At 37.8% G+C, this 19,246-nt stretch carries 19 protein-coding genes; 17 read left to right on the forward strand and 2 right to left on the reverse strand.

Annotated elements, in window-relative coordinates; genetic code table 11:
• The first annotated feature begins 45 nt into the window (after nt 1-45).
• The 16 genes from ACN9MR_RS17550 (at nt 46) to ACN9MR_RS17625 (ending at nt 16,856) form a co-directional block, all read left to right on the forward strand.
• A complete protein-coding gene (locus ACN9MR_RS17550; protein ID WP_426325552.1) occupies nt 46-951 on the forward strand; it encodes a TIM barrel protein in 906 nt (301 codons plus the stop codon).
• Between the two features lie 279 nt (nt 952-1,230).
• On the forward strand, nt 1,231-1,815 hold the full coding sequence (locus tag ACN9MR_RS17555; protein ID WP_426325554.1) for a gluconate 2-dehydrogenase subunit 3 family protein: 585 nt from the start codon (nt 1,231-1,233) through the stop codon (nt 1,813-1,815).
• Nucleotides 1,816-1,839: 24 nt separating this feature from the next.
• Nucleotides 1,840-3,540: a GMC oxidoreductase gene (locus ACN9MR_RS17560; RefSeq protein ID WP_426325555.1), complete on the forward strand. Its 1,701-nt coding sequence runs from the start codon at nt 1,840-1,842 to the stop codon at nt 3,538-3,540.
• 179 nt (nt 3,541-3,719) lie between these two features.
• Nucleotides 3,720-4,877 (forward strand): Gfo/Idh/MocA family protein, encoded by a 1,158-nt coding sequence (locus ACN9MR_RS17565; protein ID WP_426325556.1) that lies wholly within the window; start codon nt 3,720-3,722, stop codon nt 4,875-4,877.
• Nucleotides 4,878-4,886: 9 nt separating this feature from the next.
• Nucleotides 4,887-5,945 (forward strand): sugar phosphate isomerase/epimerase family protein, encoded by a 1,059-nt coding sequence (locus tag ACN9MR_RS17570; RefSeq protein ID WP_426325558.1) that lies wholly within the window; start codon nt 4,887-4,889, stop codon nt 5,943-5,945.
• 100 nt (nt 5,946-6,045) lie between these two features.
• Nucleotides 6,046-6,432 (forward strand): c-type cytochrome, encoded by a 387-nt coding sequence (locus ACN9MR_RS17575; RefSeq protein WP_116251648.1) that lies wholly within the window; start codon nt 6,046-6,048, stop codon nt 6,430-6,432.
• Nucleotides 6,433-6,463: 31 nt separating this feature from the next.
• Nucleotides 6,464-7,921 carry a Gfo/Idh/MocA family protein gene (locus ACN9MR_RS17580; protein ID WP_426325561.1) on the forward strand — a complete coding sequence of 486 codons (1,458 nt, stop codon included), beginning with the start codon at nt 6,464-6,466 and terminating at the stop codon, nt 7,919-7,921.
• A 101-nt stretch (nt 7,922-8,022) separates the two neighbouring features.
• Entirely contained in the window at nt 8,023-8,703 is a 681-nt protein-coding gene (locus ACN9MR_RS17585) for a 3-keto-disaccharide hydrolase (RefSeq protein ID WP_426325563.1), read from the forward strand.
• Between the two features lie 178 nt (nt 8,704-8,881).
• Nucleotides 8,882-10,123, forward strand: a complete 1,242-nt coding sequence (locus ACN9MR_RS17590; RefSeq protein WP_426325565.1) for a nucleoside permease — start codon at nt 8,882-8,884, stop codon at nt 10,121-10,123.
• Between the two features lies 1 nt (nt 10,124).
• Nucleotides 10,125-11,015 (forward strand): hydroxypyruvate isomerase family protein, encoded by an 891-nt coding sequence (locus ACN9MR_RS17595; RefSeq protein WP_426325567.1) that lies wholly within the window; start codon nt 10,125-10,127, stop codon nt 11,013-11,015.
• Nucleotides 11,016-11,025: 10 nt separating this feature from the next.
• Nucleotides 11,026-11,901 carry a sugar phosphate isomerase/epimerase family protein gene (locus tag ACN9MR_RS17600; protein ID WP_426325569.1) on the forward strand — a complete coding sequence of 292 codons (876 nt, stop codon included), beginning with the start codon at nt 11,026-11,028 and terminating at the stop codon, nt 11,899-11,901.
• 7 nt (nt 11,902-11,908) lie between these two features.
• Entirely contained in the window at nt 11,909-12,781 is an 873-nt protein-coding gene (locus ACN9MR_RS17605; protein ID WP_426325571.1) for a sugar phosphate isomerase/epimerase family protein, read from the forward strand.
• 547 nt (nt 12,782-13,328) lie between these two features.
• Complete coding sequence (locus ACN9MR_RS17610; protein WP_190326416.1) at nt 13,329-14,318, forward strand: aspartate-semialdehyde dehydrogenase; 990 nt, start codon at nt 13,329-13,331, stop codon at nt 14,316-14,318.
• 67 nt (nt 14,319-14,385) lie between these two features.
• Nucleotides 14,386-14,988, forward strand: coding sequence for a CDP-alcohol phosphatidyltransferase family protein (locus ACN9MR_RS17615; protein WP_426325573.1), 603 nt, complete (start codon nt 14,386-14,388; stop codon nt 14,986-14,988).
• An 80-nt stretch (nt 14,989-15,068) separates the two neighbouring features.
• The gene (dacB, locus tag ACN9MR_RS17620) at nt 15,069-16,478 is read left to right on the forward strand and encodes a D-alanyl-D-alanine carboxypeptidase/D-alanyl-D-alanine endopeptidase (RefSeq protein ID WP_426325575.1); all 1,410 of its coding nucleotides are present in this window, start codon (nt 15,069-15,071) and stop codon (nt 16,476-16,478) included.
• 18 nt (nt 16,479-16,496) lie between these two features.
• A complete protein-coding gene (locus ACN9MR_RS17625) occupies nt 16,497-16,856 on the forward strand; it encodes a hypothetical protein (protein WP_426325577.1) in 360 nt (119 codons plus the stop codon).
• 29 nt (nt 16,857-16,885) lie between these two features.
• On the opposite strand, the gene ACN9MR_RS17630 is transcribed toward ACN9MR_RS17625, so the two are convergent.
• Nucleotides 16,886-18,013, reverse strand: coding sequence for a hypothetical protein (locus ACN9MR_RS17630; protein ID WP_426325579.1), 1,128 nt, complete (start codon nt 18,011-18,013; stop codon nt 16,886-16,888).
• A complete protein-coding gene (locus tag ACN9MR_RS17635) occupies nt 18,013-18,645 on the reverse strand; it encodes an ABC transporter ATP-binding protein (protein WP_426325581.1) in 633 nt (210 codons plus the stop codon). The genes ACN9MR_RS17630 and ACN9MR_RS17635 overlap by 1 nt, the downstream gene beginning before the upstream one ends.
• A 74-nt stretch (nt 18,646-18,719) precedes the next feature.
• Here ACN9MR_RS17635 and ACN9MR_RS17640 point away from each other — a divergent pair, with 74 nt between their 5' ends.
• The gene (locus ACN9MR_RS17640) at nt 18,720-19,241 is read left to right on the forward strand and encodes a GNAT family N-acetyltransferase (RefSeq protein ID WP_426325583.1); all 522 of its coding nucleotides are present in this window, start codon (nt 18,720-18,722) and stop codon (nt 19,239-19,241) included.
• Nucleotides 19,242-19,246: the final 5 nt, after the last annotated feature.

Consider the following 19,246-nt stretch of genomic DNA (forward strand, 5'->3'; position numbering starts at 1 on the left):
ATAAAACCGGAGTTCACGCTCCGGTTTTTTTAATTCTAAAACATCATGACAACAAGAAGATCATTTTTACAAAAGGTAAGCCTTGCCAGTGCAGCAGCCTTTTTAAGTCCATCATTAGTTACAACAGCTTTAGCTGAATCTGCTAAAATTTCAAAAATCGGAATCGGACTTTTTACTTTAAGGGAGCAGCTAACTGCAGATGTAAAAGCCACAATAGAACAGGTGGCTAAAATCGGTTATAATCAGGTAGAAACCTATTATGGCTATCCTGGCAAGTACGAAGTAAAAGGTTTTTGGGGTTTGGAAGCAAAAGACTTTAATACCTTATTAAAAGCAAATGGCCTTACCTCTCCTAGCGGACATTACAACGTAACTGAGTTTTTATCCTCAGGCGACGATAAGGTGCTAAAATCGCACATCGAAACCGCAGCCACCATTGGCCAGAAATATTTCGTTATCCCAGCTTTGCCTACCGATATCAGGGCTAATGGAACATTAGATGATTACAGGCGCATGGCCTCAAAATTTAACCAAGCAGCTGAACTTTGCCAAAAGTCAGGATTGAAATTAGCTTACCACAACCACAACTTCGAATTTAAAGATCAGGGTAACGGGGTCACAGGCTACGAAATCCTGCTCGCTGAAACCGATGCCAAACTGGTAGGTTTTGAACTCGATATCTTTTGGGCGGTAAATGCAGGTTTAAACCCTGTTGATATGTTCAAGAAAAATCCGGGCCGTTATAAAATGTTCCATGTTAAGGATATGGATAAAGCAGACAAAGCAGTTTTCGTGGAAGTGGGTTCTGGCAGAATAGATTTCAAGCGCATTTTTGCTGCTTCTAAATTGGCTGGAGTAGATTATATTTTTACAGAACAGGATATTATCAAAAAAGCACCTTATGAAAGTATAGCCGAAAGCTATAACTACATCAAAAAAAGCCTACTTTAAGCAGATTTTCTCCTTTAAAAAGCGGTGTTTTTAGATTTATTAGTAAATAATATGCTTACCTATACTAAATGTACTTTTTACACCAAGTAAAATTAACACAAAAACACGGTTTAAACCACATCAGAGCGACAAAAAACCATTTATTTAGAACAATTCTACTCAGTAACAATCACATTGCATACCGATAATTTAACTTGAAAAAGTTATTCTTTCCGTTATATTTTTTCTAATATTACTAATTCAACACATAAGTAACCAATATATAAAATCATAAATACGATGCACAGAAGAGAAGCACTCAAAAACGTTGCATTTTTGCTGGGAGGGGCAATCTCAGCAAGTACAATGGGCGTTTTATTTGAAAGTTTTACGCTACCGGAAAACGAAAAGAACTTTGTCCTCTATTCACTGGAAGACGAAAAAATTTTTGCTGAATTTGCTGATATTATTGTTCCGACTACCAAATCATCTGCTGGGGCCAAGGCTGCAGGCTTAGGGAAGTTTATTCCGATGATGATGAAAGATTGTTACCCTGCCACCATGCAAACTTCATTTGCGCAAGGTTTTAAAGATCTTCAGGCTAAATCCATGAAAGATTTCGGAAAAAGTTATATCACTTTAACACCAGCTGATCGTAAAAAACTAATGATCGATTTAAGGGCAATCGCGCTTGCCCAAAAAGCGAGCAAATCAGAAGAGAATAAAGATTTAGCTTACTTTTTTATTACCGCAAGAGATTTAACCCTACTCGGTTATTATTCTTCAGAAATTGGTTGTACCAAAGCACGCGAATATGTGCTTATTCCAGGCCGATATGATGGCAGTGCGCCATTAAAACCAGGTCAAAAATCTTGGGCAACCTAATTTCTAAAACAACAACAAAACATCATGAATTTAAATACAAATTTAAAAGCAGAAAATACTTACGATGCTATTGTTATAGGATCGGGAATTAGCGGTGGCTGGGCTGCCAAAGAACTTACAGAAAAGGGCTTACGCGTGTTGATGCTCGAAAGAGGAATGAACATTGAACACATTACCGGTTATGAAACGGCAATGAAAAATCCATGGGATTTTAAACATGCCGGAAAACTTACCGAAGAACAAAAACGTACTCACCCGGTACAAAAAAGAGATTACCCATACCAGGAAGCAAATGAAAAATGGTGGGTAAACGATTTAGAATGTCCATATACGGAAGATAAACGTTTCGATTGGTACCGTGGTTTCCACGTTGGTGGAAAATCGTTAATGTGGGGCCGTCAAAGTTATCGTTTAAGCGATCATAACTTTGAAGATAATGCAAGAGACGGACATGGAAGCGATTGGCCTGTTCGATATGCGGAACTTTCGCCGTGGTACGATTATGCAGAACGTTTTGCGGGGATCAGTGGTTCAAAAGAAAACTGGCCTACCTGCCCTGACGGACAGTTTTTACCGCCAATGGATTTAAATATTGTAGAAAAATCGGTAAAAGCACGTATCGAAGAGCATTATAAAAGAGAACGGATTATGATGATTGGCCGTGTTGCCAATCTTACTGTGCCACATAAAGGCCGTGGCAATTGCCAGTACAGAAATTTATGTAGCCGGGGCTGTCCGTTTGGTGCTTATTTCAGCACACAGTCTTCTACCCTTCCTGCGGCAATGGCAACTAAACTTTTAACGTTAAGACCATATTCTATCGTAAATCATATAATTTATGATAAAGACACTAAAAAAGCCAAAGGTGTAATGGTTATTGATGCAGAAACCAACAAAACGATGGAATTTTATGCTAAAATCGTTTTCGTAAATGGTTCTACACTAGGTTCAACATTCATTTTATTAAACTCTACATCAGAAGCACATCCAAATGGTTTGGGTAATGGAAGTGGTCAGTTAGGGCACAATTTAATGGACCACCATTTCCGTTGCGGAGCATCTGGAGAGGCCGAAGGTTTTGATGACAAATACACTTATGGACGCCGTGCAAACGGAATTTATATCCCTAGGTATCAGAATATCGGCAGCGATAAACGCGATTACCTGCGTGGTTTCGGTTATCAGGGCGGTGCAAGCAGAGCAAATTGGCAAGATGATGTGGCTGAATTGTCTTTCGGAGCAGATTTAAAACAAAAAATGACCACTCCAGGCAAATGGTCTATGGGCTTGGGCGGTTTCGGAGAGATGTTACCTTATTACGAAAACAAGGTATACATCGATAAAACCAAAAAAGACAAATGGGGACAACCTGTATTGGCTATCGATTGCGAGTACAAAGAGAACGAGAAAAAAATGCGTGTGGATATGATGAATGATGCTGCCGAAATGTTAGAAAAGGCTGGTATGAAAAACATCAAAACATTCGATAATGGCTGTTATCCAGGTATGGCGATCCACGAAATGGGTACCGCAAGGATGGGTAATGATCCAAAAACTTCTGTACTGAATAAGTGGAACCAGATGCACGAAGTAAATAACGTTTTCGTAACTGATGGATCCTGTATGCCATCAATCGCTTGCCAAAACCCATCGTTAACATTTATGGCTTTAACTGCCCGTGCCTGCGATTACGCTGTAAAAGAATTAAAGAAAAAGAACATCTAGACAAGGTAAAAGGCATAAGGTTAAAGGTGTAGGGTTTAATCGCCCTTAAACTTAAACCTTATGTCATACACCAATAAATATAGAAAAACAACATCTAGACAGGTTAAAGGCATTAAGTCTTTAAGGTATAAGGGAAATCGCCCTAAACCTTAAATCTTAAACCCCTCACCTTTATAAACATGAAAAGAAAATTAAGAATGGGCATGATAGGCGGTGGAAAAGACGCTTTTATCGGTGCCGTACACCGTTTGGCTGCCAATATGGATGGCCTTATTGAATTATCTGCCGGAGCTTTAAGTGTAAATCCTGAAATTGGATACGAATCTGGAAAACTACTTTTTCTTCCGGATAACAGAATCTACACCAATTACGAAGAAATGCTGACGAAGGAAAGTGAATTGCCAGCAGATGAAAGAATTGACTTTGTAACCATCGTTACCCCAAACTTTGCTCACTTTGCCCCTGCAATGATGGCTTTGGATAAGGGTTTTAACGTGGTAATTGAAAAACCGATAACTTTAACTTTGGAAGAAGCAAAACAGCTAAAAGCTAAAGTAGAAGAAACTGGCTTAACACTATGTTTAACGCATACCTACTCTGGTTACCCAATGGTTAAACAGGCCAAACAAATGGTTAGCGAAGGTGCTTTGGGCACAATCAGAAAAATCATGGTCGAATACCCCCAAGGCTGGTTAAGCACCTTATCAGAACGCGAAGGAAATGCACAGGCAGCCTGGCGCACCGATCCATCTAAAACCGGAAAAAGCGGTAGCATGGGCGATATCGGTACGCACGCAGCTCATCTGGCAGAATATATTTCTGGTTTAAAAATTACTAAAATCTGTGCTGATTTAAGCATTGTTGTTCCAGGTAGAGCAATTGATGATGACGGAAACGTATTGTTAAAATTCGATAATGGTGCCAATGGCGTCCTTGTGGCTTCGCAAATTGCCGCCGGAGAAGAAAATGCATTAAAAATTAAAGTATATGGCGAAAAAGGTGGCATGGAATGGCACCAGATGGAACCAAACACCTTAATTGTGAAATGGTTAAATGCCCCTGCTCAAATTTACAGAACAGGCAACGGTTATATGGGTACTTTCGCACAGCACAATACCCGAACTCCTGGTGGTCACCCAGAAGGTTACTTAGAAGCATTTGCAAATATTTATAAAAACTTTGCATTAACAGTAGATGCGAAGTTGAATAACGAGCAACCTACTGCTGCAATGTTAGACTTTCCAAGTACTGAAGATGGAATTAGAGGTATGGCATTTATCGAAAATGTAGTGGCTTCTAGCCAATCAGACCAAAAATGGTTAGACTATAAATTATAACAATCAAGCATGACAACGATAAAAGGACCAGCAGTATTTTTAGCACAATTTATAAGCGATGAAGCCCCATTTAATTTCTTAGACAGTATTTGTAAATGGGCAGCAGGTTTAGGTTTTAAAGGCATTCAGATGCCAACCTTAGACACAAGATTTATCGATCTTCAAAAAGCTGCAGAAAGCAAAACCTATGCAGATGAACTGAAAGGAAAAATCGCTTCTTATGGCTTAGAAATTACTGAACTTTCTACACACTTACAAGGTCAATTGGTTGCGGTACACCCTGCTTATGATGATCTTTTTGATGCCTTTGCACCAAAAGAAGTACACAAAAACCCAAAAGCAAGAACAGAATGGGCTGTGCAGCAAATGAAATATGCGGCTAAAGCTTCTCAAAACTTAGGTTTAAATGCACATGCTACATTTAGTGGTTCATTATTGTGGCAATATTTCCATCCCTGGCCACAACGCCCGGCAGGATTGGTTGAAGAGGGTTTTGCAGAATTGGCAAAACGCTGGACACCGATTTTAAACGAATTCGACCAGTGTGGCGTTGATGTTTGCTACGAAATACATCCAGGCGAAGATTTATTTGATGGCGAAACCTATGAAATGTTCCTAGCTGCGGTAAATAATCATCCTCGGGCATGCTTATTGTATGATCCATCACACTTTGTCTTGCAACAATTGGATTACATTCAATACATCGATTTTTACCACGAACGCATTAAAGCATTCCACGTTAAAGATGCAGAATTTAACCCTACAGGCAAACAAGGCACTTTTGGTGGATACCAGAGTTGGGCAAACCGAGCTGGTCGTTACCGCTCACCGGGCGATGGTCAGGTTGATTTTAAAACCATTTTTAGTAAATTGGCGCAATATGATTTTAAAGGTTGGGCCGTTATGGAATGGGAATGCTGTATCAAAAACCAACAGGATGGTGCCCGCGAAGGCGCAGAATTTATCAAAAAGAACATCATTAATGTAACCGATAAAGCATTTGATGATTTTGCAGCATCGGGCAGTGATAGCGCTTTCAATAAAAGAATATTAGGATTACAAGATTAACAAAACACAATACACACAGAATGAAAACCTGCATAAGCAACAACGAATAAATATTACCGCTTATGCAAGCTTGAATGCAATTAAAAACAACACAACACACATGAAAAAAACATTTTTAATTTTAGGCGCTGTAGTCATTTTTATGGCGTCGTTTTCAAAAGCCGATTTAACGAAGGAGAAAACTGTGGTTGCAGCTGCAACAGTAACAAGCCACGCTGCTTTTCAATCAAATCCGGGAGAAAAACTGATCAATAAATCAGACTGCCTGGGCTGCCATAACAAGACCAACAAAATCATTGGTCCTGCATACGTAGAAATTGCAAAAAAATATCCGGCAACCGAAAAAAACATTAACATGTTAGCCGATAAGATTATTAAAGGTGGAACCGGAGTTTGGGGCAATATGCCGATGACTGCCCACGCTACCCTTAAAAAAGACGATGCAAAATTAATGGTAAAGTATATCTTATCTTTAAAGAAAAAATAATCGACCCGAGTTAGCAAATCGATTTACTTATATGAAAACAGAGCAAGAAAATAAAAACACGAGTAACCGCCGTGATTTTATTAAGACCACAGCTATTGCCGCTGCTGCGTTTATGATCGTGCCCCGCCATGTTTTAGGTGGCCCAGGTTATTTAGCACCAAGCGATCGTTTATTGGTTGCCGGCATTGGTGTTGGCGGAAAAGGCCAAAGCGATTTAAGTATGTTTTACAAAAGCGGAAAAGCAGACATTGCTTTTTTATGCGATGTAGACGATCGCCGTGCAGCAAATAGTATTAAAGCTTTTCCTAAAGCAAAATACTATAAAGATTGGCGCGAAATGTTAGATAAGGAACATAAAAATTTCGATGCTGTGTCTGTTTCTACTCCTGATCATAACCATGCCATACAGGCTTTAGCAGCAATGCAATTGGGTAAACACGTTTATGTACAGAAACCTTTAACACATGATATTTATGAAGCGCGGATTCTAACCGCTGCTGCAAAAAAATATAAAGTGGTAACCCAAATGGGAAATCAAGGTGCATCAAACGATGGTCCGCGCCAAATGAAAGAATGGTATGAAGCTGGTTTAATTGGCGATGTACACACAGTTTACGCGTGGACTGATAGACCGGTTTGGCCGCAAGGCATTCCTCGCCCAACAAAAAAAGCCGAAATCCCTGCCGAATTAGATTGGAATTTATGGTTAGGTACTGCGCCCGAAAAAGATTATATTGACAAATTGGTCCCTTTTAACTGGCGTGGCTGGTGGGATTATGGCACGGGCGCCTTGGGCGATATGGGCTGTCACTTAATCGAAGCTCCTTTTAGTGTATTAAACTTAAAATATGCGAAAGAAGTTCAGGCCAGTGTAGGCTCTGTTTACGTAGATGAATTTAAACGCGGTTATTTCCCTGAAAGTTGCCCTCCATCAAGCCATGTTACCTTAAAATTCCCCAAAACAGATAAAACCGAAGGTGATGTTACTTTACACTGGATGGACGGTGGCATCCAACCAGAACGTCCGGAAGAATTAGAAGCGAACGAAACTTTTGGCGATGGCGGTAATGGTACCTTGTTTATTGGAACTAAAGGCAAGATGATGTCTGAAACGTATAGTGCAAACCCAAAATTATTGCCTTTAAGTAAAAACAAAGACATTAAAGTAGCACCAAAATACACTCGTGTACCAGATGGCGCAAACGGGCACTATAAACAATGGGTTGAAGCTGCAATTGCAGGTTATGGCAAGAAAGAAGTAAGTTCACCTTTCGAAATTGCCGGTCCGTTAACAGAAGCTTTACTAATGGCAAATTTGGCAATCAGAAGTTTCGATATCCAAAAAACGGTAAATGGCAAGACTACTTACCCAGGCAGGTATACTAAAATGCTTTGGGATAACGACAATATGAAAGTTACCAATTTTGACGAAGCCAACCAGTTTGTAAAACGCGAATACCGCAAAGGCTGGAACAATTTAACACTTTAATTATCATAACCTGATAGGTTTTTAAACGACGAAGTCCTCAATGAGGCCTTTGAAAACATTAAAAACTTCGAATTAATCCTATCAGGTTTTATTCTAAAAAAATGAAAAAAATCTTTCTTTCTGCTTGCATTTTGTTAGCAGTAACACAAATATCAAAGGCTCAAAAGGGCTTCAAGCCACTTTTTGATGGTAAAACAACAACAGGCTGGCATACTTACAACAAAACTACGGTTGGTAGCGCCTGGCAGGTTCAGGATGGCGCCCTTCATTTAGATTTAGCTACTAAAGGTAAAGATGGTGGCGGCGATTTGGTTACCGATAAAGAATATGGCGACTTTCATTTAAAATATGAATGGAAAGTGGCTCCGAAAGCAAATAGCGGTTTAATTTTTTATGTTCACGAAGAACCTAAATACCATGCTACTTATTCTACTGGTTTAGAAATGCAGGTTATTGATAACGATGGCCACCCAGATGGGAAAATCACTAAACACCGTGCCGGCGATTTATACGATCTGGTAAAAAGTTCATCAGAACCGGTTAAAGCTGTTGGCGAATGGAATAAGGCAGAAATCATTAGTAAAAAGGGCAAATTAACGCTAATTTTAAACGGTGTTGAAGTCGTAAAAACTACCCTCTGGGACGATAACTGGAAAAAAATTGTTGCAGGCAGCAAATTTGCAACATGGGAAAACTGGGGAACTTTTAAAACTGGTAAAATTGCCTTACAAGATCACGGAGATGAGGTTTGGTACAAAAACATCTCTATTAAAGAACTGTAAATAAGGTTGAAGGCGGAAGGTATAAGGTTGAAGGTCATAGCCTTCGCTTCAACAATAATGCCTAAAACTTAATAATATAAAAAAGAGGCTGAAGGCGTAAGCGTAAAAGATTGAGGGTTTTATATCCCTTGCTTTAACCTTACGCCTTAAACCTTAAACCTAATCTTATATAAACCAAATGAATAGCACTACTCGCTTCAAACTCTCTGCCATGATGTTCCTGGAATTTTTTATCTGGGGCGCCTGGTTTGTAACACTTGGAACTTTCTTAGGAAACAACCTTAAAGCCACGGGCTCAGAAACCGGAGCTGTATTTTCAACTCAATCCTGGGGGGCCATCATTGCTCCTTTTATTGTAGGTTTAATTGCCGACAGATATTTTAACGCTGAAAGAATTTTAGGTGTGTTACACATTATTGGTGCAGTATTAATGTATCAAATGTACAATGCTACTGATGTAAGTGTTTTTTACCCATATGTATTGGGTTACATGATCCTTTTTATGCCAACTTTAGCTTTGGTTAACTCAGTTTCTTTCAATCAAATGAAAGATCCGGAGAAAGAGTTTTCATCAATCCGCATCTGGGGTACCTTAGGCTGGATTGCTGCAGGTTTATTAATCAGTTATTTTTTCCATTGGGATTCAAAAGAAGGCACAGAAGCTGGCTTATTGAAAAATACTTTCTTAATGGCTGGTATAGTATCTTTAGCTTTAGGTTTATTCAGCTTTACCTTACCAAAAACTCCACCTAAAGTATCTTCAGATGAAAAAATTACCGTTTCTGATGTATTAGGTCTTGATGCTTTAAAACTTTTGAAAGACAGAAATTTCTTGATTTTCTTTATTTCATCTATTTTGATCTGTATCCCTCTGGCTTTTTACTACCAAAATGCAAATCCATTCCTTTCAAATATCGGCATGGATAACCCTACAGGAAAAATGACTATTGGTCAGGCTTCAGAAGTTATTTTCTTATTATTTATCCCAGTATTCTTTAAAAGATTCGGTTTTAAAATGACCATATTGGTGGGCATGCTGGCTTGGGCAGTACGTTATGCATTATTTGCTTACGGTAACGCAGGCGAACTGAGTTTTATGCTAATTTTGGGAATTGCGTTACACGGTGTTTGCTACGATTTCTTTTTCGTTTCAGGACAGATTTATACCAACTCTAAAGCTGGCGAGCGTTTCAAAAGTTCAGCCCAAGGCTTAATTACCTTAGCTACTTATGGCGTAGGAATGTTAATTGGATTTGCTGTAGCAGGTAAAATTTCTGACGCCTACAAAGCAGCAGATGGCGTGATGGACTGGAAAATGATCTGGATTATCCCAGCGGGAATTGCATTAGTGGTATTTTTATTATTTGCATTGGTTTTCAACGATAAATCCAAAGCTGAAATAGAACCTAAAACTGTTTAATATGGCGTCGAACGTAAATAGAAGAAATGCTTTAAAGAACATCATCGCAGGAACTGCTGCAATTGGTGTTTCTTCAGGATTTTCAGCATTAGCAATGGATAAATCAGAATCAGATCAGCCACTAAGGCTAAAAGGAAATATTAATCATGCCGTTTGTCGTTGGTGTTTTAGCAGTTTAGATGTAGAAACACTTTGTGTTGAAGCTAAAAAGATAGGCATTAAAGGCATTGATTTAGTTGGACCAAAAGATTGGCCGACTTTAAAAAAACACGGCTTAGAATCGACCATGTGCAATGGTGCGGAGATTAATTTAGTAGATGGTTTTAACGATGAAAAATTCCACGAAAAGTTAATTCAAAACTATACCGCAATGATTCCACTCGTTGCCGAAGCAGGTTACAAAAATCTAATCTGTTTTAGTGGAAACCGCCGTGGTAAAGATGACGAAACAGGCTGGAATAATTGCGTTAAAGGGCTGAAACAATTAATCCCATTAGCAGAAAAACACAATGTTGTGCTGGTAATGGAGTTATTAAACAGCAAAATTAACCATAAAGATTATCAATGCGACAGAACTTCCTGGGGAGCTGAACTTTGCAAGCGCTTAGGATCTGAAAACTTCAAATTGTTATACGATATCTATCATATGCAGATTGATGAGGGCGATGTAATTAGAAACATCAGAGATAACCATCAATACATAGCCCATTACCATACCGCTGGTGTTCCGGGCAGAAATGAAATCGATGATACGCAGGAGTTATATTATCCTGCAATAATGAAAGCCATTGCCGAAACCGGCTTTAAAGGTTTCGTTGCACAAGAATTTATACCTAAAAATGCAGATAAAATAGCCTCGCTAAAAAAGGCAGTTTCTATTTGCGACATCTAAAAATATACCTATGTTATCAAGAAGAAGTTTTATTTTAAACACTAGTATGGCTGCAGCTGCAGCGCTTTTGGTTCCATCATTTGCTTGTGTGGCTTCCGATAAAAAATCAGTTGGTCTGCAGTTATATTCTTTAAGGGATGAGCTTCCGAAAGATGTAAAAGGAACCATAGCAAAAGTAGCTAAAGCTGGCTTTAAGGAGGTTGAAACTTATGGTTTCTCTATAAAGGATCAATTTTGGGGATTAACACCAGCTGAATTCAAAAAACTGCTTGACGAAAACGGATTAACCGCACCAAGTGGCCACTACGGATTAGGCAGCTATTTAACTGATGGAAACACTGAAGAATTAAAAGCAGCAATCGCCGCCGCTAAAGTTCTTGGAAGCGAATATGTAACCATTCCCTGGTTAGATGAAAGCATTAGAAAAAGTGCCGACGACTACAAAAAAATTGCGGCTAAAATTAATGAAGCCGGAAAATTGGCAAAAGAAGCTGGTATCAGGCTAGCTTACCACAACCACAATTTTGAATTCGAGAAACAAGGTGATACCACTGGTTACGAAATTTTATTAAAAGGAACCGATAAAAATCTTGTTGATTTTGAGCTTGATTTATATTGGGTAGTACGTTCAGGAAACGATCCGATCAAACTATTTAAAGAAAATCCAGGCCGTTTTACCATGTGGCATGTGAAAGATATGGATAAAGCAAATCCAGCATTAAATGCTGAAGTAGGAACAGGTTCTATCAACTTCAAACCTATTTTTGCTGATGCCAAACTTTCGGGCATGAAACACTTCTTTATAGAGCATGAAACCAATTACAAACCAAACCCAATGGAATCTGTTACAGCTAGCTGTGCATACATTAAAAAAGAAATTATTTAAATTTTAAATGATGAATTCAAGAAGAACTTTCTTAAAACAGGCAGGACTAGCCGCAGGAGCAGCATTATTAATCCCGTCGTTTGCCTTTGATAAAGCAAGTAAAAATGTTGGTTTGCAATTGTACTCTTTACGTAATGAACTGCCAAAGGATGTAAAAGGCATTATCGAAAAGGTAGCGCAGGCCGGATACAAAGAAGTAGAAACCTATGGTTTTTCTAACGGAAAATTCTGGGGCATAACACCAAAAGAATTTAAAGCCTTGTTAAATGCAAATGGCTTAAAAGCACCAAGTGGCCATTATCATATGGATGATTTTGTAAAAACTGGAAAAACAGACAAATTAAAAGCCGATATCGAATCTTCAGCTGCCATTGGCGGTAAATATTTTACCATTGCCGGTGCGCATGTAGATATGAGCAAAGGTGTAGATGGCTTTAAGAAAACCGCTAATGATTTTAATAAGGTTGCCGAAATTGCAAAAGCATCTGGTTTAAAATTCGCCTACCACAACCACGATTTCGAATTTAAAAAATTAGGTGATACTACTGGTTACGATGTTTACTTAAGCGAAACCGATAAAAATCTGGTAAATTTCGAATTAGATTTATACTGGGTGGTACGCTCAGGTAACGATCCGTTAGCTTTGTTCAAAAAATATCCAGGCCGTTTTCCAATGTGGCACGTTAAAGACATGGACAAAGCCAAACCTGAATGGAATACCGAGGTAGGTAAAGGTTCTATTGATTTTAAAAGCATTTTTGCTCAGGCAAAACTTTCAGGCATGCAACATTTCTTTGTAGAGCACGAAACCAATTACCAACCTGATCCAGTTGGTTCTATCAAAACAAGCTGTGATTATATCAAAGCCAATTTGATTTAAAATTTATCCAAACCTCGCAGTTTAAAATTGCGAGGTTTGGACTACGCTTATCGTCATCTCGACTGAAGTGTAGTGAAATGGAGAGATCTATCTCCAAAACAGCAAACCTTCAATTCTTCAACAATATATTTTAGGTTAGACTGCTGATCTGAGTTATCTAAACCTGATAGTAACGGAAAGCCCGTAGCGCAGTGGAGGCTTGAAGTGGATAGCAGGACTTTCGGAACCGATATACTCAGGAACATGCTTTCCAAACAAAAACATCAAGCAATTCGCTAACGGCGTGTTGAATAGGTTGTCGTTTACAAACGATAAAATTGTATAGCTATTAATGCACTCGCTAGGAAACGAGCGCAAACGGCATTAAGACCTCCGAGCCCTTCCTAAATCGAATTACACCTAATATTTCTCACCTTATTTTCTACTGAAAAAGTAAGATTTTAAATATTAAAAGCAAATTTAATTGGTAACAATGGGGATATAAGCTTAATTTTTAGCATATTTGGGCTTATATCAAATGTTTAATAATATATAATTAAAATTTAAAATGAAAGTAGCAGTAGTAGGTGCCACCGGATTGGTAGGCACTGTCATGTTAAAAGTATTGGAGGAAAGAAATTTCCCTTTAACAGAGTTGATTCCCGTAGCATCAGAAAAGAGTGTTGGTAAGGAAATTACTTTTAAGGGTAAGAAGTTCCCAATTGTTAGCATGGATACTGCAATCAGCATGAAACCAGATATCGCTTTGTTTTCAGCAGGTGGAAATACTTCATTGGAGCATGCTCCACGTTTTAAAGAAGCCGGAACAACCGTTATCGATAACTCTTCTGCATGGCGAATGGATCCTGCAATTAAATTAATTGTACCGGAAGTTAATGCACACGAACTTTCTATCGACAACAAAATCATTGCTAACCCGAACTGTTCTACTATTCAAATGGTGGTGGTTTTAAAACCTTTACACGATAAATACAAAATTAAACGTGTAATCGTTTCTACTTACCAATCAGTTACCGGTACAGGTGTTAAAGCGGTTGAGCAGCTAATGAACGAACGTAAAGGCATTGATGGTCCTAAAGCTTATCCATACGAAATTGATTTGAATGTTCTTCCTCATATCGACGTTTTCACAGATAACGGATATACCAAAGAAGAAATGAAAATGGTTAAGGAAACGAACAAAATCATGAGCGATGATAGCATTAAAGTTACCGCTACTACAGTTCGTATCCCAGTTATGGGCGGCCACTCAGAGTCAGTAAATATCGAGTTCGAAAATGACTTCGATTTAGCTGAAGTGCGCAGTATTTTAGAAAAAGCACCAGGCGTTATCGTTATTGATGATGTTGCTAACCTAAAATACCCAATGCCTAAAGATGCACATGAAAAAGATGAAGTTTTTGTAGGCCGTATCCGTAGAGACGAATCGGCACCTAAAGCTTTAAATCTTTGGATTGTTGCAGATAACTTGCGCAAGGGTGCTGCAACCAATGCCGTTCAGATTGCCGAATATCTAATTCAGAAAGAATTAGTTTAATCAATAACCTCAAGAAAAGTCCTCCGATTTAAAAATCGGGGGACTTTTTTTATACCCGCTCTCCAACATGAAACGTATTCCAATCGCTTTAATATATTCCAGGTTACTGATTGGTTTTATAATAATCCTATTGAGCTTTTTCCACGTCAATCACTATTCTTTTTTTGCAATCACATTATTATCGGTCGGTTTATTAACTGATGTATTCGATGGAATAATAGCCAGAAAACTAGATATCTCCTCCGAAAAGTTAAGACGTTTAGATTCCAGTATTGATCAGGTGTTTTTTATTTCGGTTGCGGTTGCTACTTATATCCAATGTCCCGATTTTTTCAAAGGCAATTTGGTAAAACTGATTTTTCTTGGTGCTTTCGAAGTTTCAACCTATGCATTAAGCTATATCAAATTCAGAAAAGAAATCGCTACACATTCAATCGGCGCTAAAATCTGGACGTTGACTATATTTGCCACTTTGGTCGAAATTATAGTCCATTGTGAATCAGTTATGCTATTTGAACTTTGCCTTTGGGTCGGCCTCGCAACCAGATTAGAAATACTCGCCATCGTTTTCACCCTAAAAAAATGGACGAATGATGTACCAACCATTTATCATGCTGTAAAATTGAGGCAGGGAAAAGAAATTAAGCGTAATAGGCTATTTAATGGCTGATATTTGTAAATATCTTATCATAACAATTATAGCCCTTTAATTAATTTTATCTTTGTTAATCTTCAACGGATAAAATCTCTATGCGATTAAAAATATATTCCCTATTGCTCTTAATTTTTGCTGCAAATATTACAATTGCCCAAAACCGAATTCAGAACCTCGAAAAAGCTTTCGATAATTTATTAAATGATGAGCAGGCAAAACATGCTATTGCTTCTCTTTGTGTTTTAGATGCCAATACGGGCAAAACATTGTATGCCAAAAATGAGCAAATTGGCTTGGCCACTGCTTCAACCTTAAAAACCATAACTGCAGCCACGGCTTTCAGTATTTTAGGGAAGGATTTTCAGTTTCAAACCACCTTGGCCTATACCGGAACAATTACTACTGATGGAATATTAAAAGGAAACCTGATCATTATTGGCAGTGGCGACCCAACTTTGGGCTCCTGGCGATATCAAAACAAAGAGAATGCTGTTCTAACACAATGGGTTACTGCAATAAAATCTGCCGGAATCAAAAAAATTGAAGGTACAGTTATTGGGGATGATCGCATTTTCGGTACACAAACAACGCCTGAAGGTTGGGTTTGGCAGGATATTGGCAATTATTATGGTGCCGGAACCTCTGGCTTAGCCTGGAGAGAAAATCAATTTGATATTCATTTGAAACCTGGAAGTAGCACAACAGATGAAGTGAAGATTATAAAAACAGTTCCGGCTACACCTTATGTGCAGATCATAAATGAACTAAAAACTGGAAGTCAAGGTTCTGGCGATAGAAGTTATGCTTTTCTTCCACCATACAGTAACGTTGCTTACCTCCGCGGAACCTGGGGAATAGGCATTACAAAAACAGGTATTTCTGTAGCCCTCCCCGACCCCGCTTTTGATTGCGCTTACCGTTTACAGGATACTTTGAAAAGATTGGGTATTTCGACCGGTCAGCAAGCCACAACGGCAAGGTTAATGACCTTAAATAACCAGGTCATTCCTTCAGTTACACAGAAAATAAGCACCATTAGTTCGCCTAGTTTAAGCGAAATGACCTACTGGTTTTTAAAGAAAAGCATCAATTTATATGGCGAATCACTTTTAAAAACCATTGCAATAAAATTAGGCAAACCGGGTACAACAAGTAAAGGAGCAGAAACCGAAATCAATTTCTGGGCTGATAAAGGCATTGATAAAACGTCATTGAATATTATTGATGGCAGCGGACTTTCTCCAGGCGACCGAATCACAACTTCGGCAATGGCTAATATACTTTTCCAGATCCAGAAAGAAAACTGGTTTGCAGATTATTATAAGGCCTTACCCGAGTACAACGGTATGAAAATTAAAAGCGGAACAATAAATGATGTTTCAGCATTTGCAGGCTACCATACTGATGCTGCAGGCAATAAATATGTTATCGTTATTAACATTAATAACTATAGCGGAAGCGGGATTAATAAAAAATTGTTTAAAGTATTAGATGAACTCAAATAAAACCAACTGATATAAAATATGGCACATTTTATAAAAAACCTACAAACCGTTGATGGATTGATTTCGAATTTATATAAAGAAGTTTCTATCGAAGAAATGACCAAAAAAATTACCGATCTCATGGAACAACAAGGCTATAAAGTCTTCGACCATCAATATGGAAATTTAATTTTAGAGAAAGGTAGCCGAACAAAACGGCTTTTACTAGGCGCATTTGCAACGTATTATAAATTTAGCGTAACCATGTCACCAAATACTGAAAACGAACTTATTGTAAATATTTTTCAGCAGTCGAGTGGTATGTCTGGAGGTTTAATCGGTATGAATCAGATAAAAACAGAGCTTACAAGATTAAACTTTTTATTCGCGAATATTTAAATAGATCATGTGCATAAGTTGAAATAACTTCAACACAAAATACTGTTATTCAAATAATTTCGATTAAACAATATCCAGGCGACAATAACATTCAACGGAATAAGGATTAACCCGAAGCCAAACATGATGAATACATAAAAAAGGAAAAACAGGCTAAAAACCCATATCAAAAATCCTTTAATCTGTATCGCATTTAACAAAAGCAGGCTTCTAAATAACAGAATCGCAGAAAAGGCGAATGCGATTAACCCAAACGATGTTAAAATACCGAAGTTGGTAAATATCCAACAGATTTCGGGCAGTAATAAAACGAGATAGTTTAAACAAAAACTAAAAAATACCTTCTCTTTAGTAAAAGGAAAATTTGGCAAGAAAGACAAGTATCTATTATTAAAAACCTTTTCCTGATAAATAAGTACAACATGTGCCACAACAATACATGAGGTAACGAGTGTCAATAATCTTGAATCATTTTTAAGATCAGCAAAAACCACCAAAACACTCGAAATAAGCACCCACGAAAGTAATTTGGTAAGCACATACGCCAGCTTAGATTGATTGAAAACCTGAAAACTATATAGCAAAAAAACAGGTTTGTTCCACTTTCTGCCAACCCTGATCAACCAACCTGGTTTATTGGCCTCAATTAAACGGTTATTTTCTTTTAGACAGATATAAGCACAAGCCATAATTAGAAGCACCTGAAAAAACAAAATCGCTATGGAAATAAGGTAGAAACCAAATATTAGTCCAATAGTCAATGCATATAGCGTATAACTTAAAACAGGGATAAAAACGTATGCCTGTACAGTAAACCAATTTTTAAGCTGTTGTTTTTTGCTTAATGCGGTAAAACTATAATACAGAAACCCCTGCTGGGGCAAAGCAAGCTGACTTAAGACATATTTTAAGCTTTTATAAGCATAAAGTGAGCTTCCTACCAGGTAAAAAGTTAAAATAAGTGGATTACTCACCAAACTAATGGTAAAGAAAAACTGCCAGAAATCAATCTGGTCTGACCGAACCGTGCCCAGGGTATTGATAAACAAACAATAACTCATCAACATCACAAAGATGAATACCAACATAGCTGCATGTGTACGGTAAAAACCATCTACAAATATTTTCTTTAAGGCAGTGTTTAAAAGCAACGACATTAAAAATTCAGTATTATTTTTTTATCTTGAATATTGATCTGTTTAAGTCCAGGCAGTTTTAACTCATCTAACGGCTGATGTGAAGACAGTAAAAAACTGATTTTTTCATTTTGATATTTTTCATTAATCCAGCGGTATAATATTTCCAAAGATTCCACATCGATTGTATTTAAAGGCTCGTCTAATAAGATCAATTTAGGTTTCCCTAAAAAAGCCAAAACCAACGACAACTTTTTTAACATGCCACTAGAATATGAACCCAAGGGATTATGAATATAAGGCTCCATACCCATTTCAGCGATTAAGGTCTCTTCTTGATCAGAAACAGCTCCTTTGGCTTTAGCAAAAAGATCAACCATTTCAAATCCGGTTAAAAATTCGGGGAATAGTGGTTCGGCCTCGGCAAAATTTACAAGCTTTCTATACGAAACACCATGATTTTTTAAATAAATAGAACTTATTGCGATATCGCCATCGAAAGACAATATCCCTGCAATTGTTTTCAACAGGGTACTTTTCCCTGAGCCATTACCTCCTTTTATCCAGAAAATACCTTCTGGAATTTTAATATTATCTATCTTTAAAACAAGGTGATTGAAATAAGATTTCTCAAATTGATTGAAGTGTAACATAAAATCATTTTATTTCTGACTTTAGTTTTAATAAAAAGTTACAGACCTTATTCATCTCAATAAAATTATATACGATGAAATTAGTTTTACGCCCTTACCAACCAAGCGATGTTGAAAGTTTAGTTAAAAACGCCAACAATTTCAATATTTCGAAATATTTAACCAATAAATTCCCTTTTCCTTATGAAAAAAAAGATGGGGAGGCGTTTATTCAATTGGCCTTAAGCCACGAACCTTTACAAATCAAGGCAATTGTGGTCAATAACGAAGTAATCGGATCGATAGGTGTGCATCAACTGGCCGATATTTACAGCAAAAGTGCAGAAATAGGCTATTGGATTGCTGAAGATTTTTGGGGCAAAGGCATTGTTCCGCTCGCCATAAAAGAAATGCTTAAATACGGTTTCGACACCTTCGATATTGAAAGAATTTTCGCACGGACTACACATACGAACCTGGCCTCGCAGCAGGTTTTAAAGAAATCTGGCTTTATTTTCGAGGCAGCACTAAAAGGTACTATTTTTAAAAATGGAGAATATTTTGACGAATTGATTTTTGGATTTAGGAGACATCAGTTAAGCAAAGAACAGAATTAAAACAT

This window comes from Pedobacter sp. R-06, assembly GCF_049913135.1.
Taxonomy (GTDB): domain Bacteria; phylum Bacteroidota; class Bacteroidia; order Sphingobacteriales; family Sphingobacteriaceae; genus Pedobacter.

Excerpts from the sequence above, each read along its gene's own strand:
- ACN9MR_RS17550 (WP_426325552.1), top strand. The coding sequence starts at position 46 with ATGACAACAAGAAGATCATTTTTACAAAAGGTAAGCCTTGCCAGTGCA.
- ACN9MR_RS17555 (WP_426325554.1), top strand. The coding sequence starts at position 1,231 with ATGCACAGAAGAGAAGCACTCAAAAACGTTGCATTTTTGCTGGGAGGG.
- ACN9MR_RS17560 (WP_426325555.1), top strand. The coding sequence starts at position 1,840 with ATGAATTTAAATACAAATTTAAAAGCAGAAAATACTTACGATGCTATT.
- ACN9MR_RS17565 (WP_426325556.1), top strand. The coding sequence starts at position 3,720 with ATGAAAAGAAAATTAAGAATGGGCATGATAGGCGGTGGAAAAGACGCT.
- ACN9MR_RS17570 (WP_426325558.1), top strand. The coding sequence starts at position 4,887 with ATGACAACGATAAAAGGACCAGCAGTATTTTTAGCACAATTTATAAGC.
- ACN9MR_RS17575 (WP_116251648.1), top strand. The coding sequence starts at position 6,046 with ATGAAAAAAACATTTTTAATTTTAGGCGCTGTAGTCATTTTTATGGCG.
- ACN9MR_RS17580 (WP_426325561.1), top strand. The coding sequence starts at position 6,464 with ATGAAAACAGAGCAAGAAAATAAAAACACGAGTAACCGCCGTGATTTT.
- ACN9MR_RS17585 (WP_426325563.1), top strand. The coding sequence starts at position 8,023 with ATGAAAAAAATCTTTCTTTCTGCTTGCATTTTGTTAGCAGTAACACAA.
- ACN9MR_RS17590 (WP_426325565.1), top strand. The coding sequence starts at position 8,882 with ATGAATAGCACTACTCGCTTCAAACTCTCTGCCATGATGTTCCTGGAA.
- ACN9MR_RS17595 (WP_426325567.1), top strand. The coding sequence starts at position 10,125 with ATGGCGTCGAACGTAAATAGAAGAAATGCTTTAAAGAACATCATCGCA.
- ACN9MR_RS17600 (WP_426325569.1), top strand. The coding sequence starts at position 11,026 with ATGTTATCAAGAAGAAGTTTTATTTTAAACACTAGTATGGCTGCAGCT.
- ACN9MR_RS17605 (WP_426325571.1), top strand. The coding sequence starts at position 11,909 with ATGATGAATTCAAGAAGAACTTTCTTAAAACAGGCAGGACTAGCCGCA.
- ACN9MR_RS17610 (WP_190326416.1), top strand. The coding sequence starts at position 13,329 with ATGAAAGTAGCAGTAGTAGGTGCCACCGGATTGGTAGGCACTGTCATG.
- ACN9MR_RS17615 (WP_426325573.1), top strand. The coding sequence starts at position 14,386 with ATGAAACGTATTCCAATCGCTTTAATATATTCCAGGTTACTGATTGGT.
- dacB (WP_426325575.1), top strand. The coding sequence starts at position 15,069 with ATGCGATTAAAAATATATTCCCTATTGCTCTTAATTTTTGCTGCAAAT.
- ACN9MR_RS17625 (WP_426325577.1), top strand. The coding sequence starts at position 16,497 with ATGGCACATTTTATAAAAAACCTACAAACCGTTGATGGATTGATTTCG.
- ACN9MR_RS17630 (WP_426325579.1), bottom strand. The coding sequence starts at position 18,013 with ATGTCGTTGCTTTTAAACACTGCCTTAAAGAAAATATTTGTAGATGGT.
- ACN9MR_RS17635 (WP_426325581.1), bottom strand. The coding sequence starts at position 18,645 with ATGTTACACTTCAATCAATTTGAGAAATCTTATTTCAATCACCTTGTT.
- ACN9MR_RS17640 (WP_426325583.1), top strand. The coding sequence starts at position 18,720 with ATGAAATTAGTTTTACGCCCTTACCAACCAAGCGATGTTGAAAGTTTA.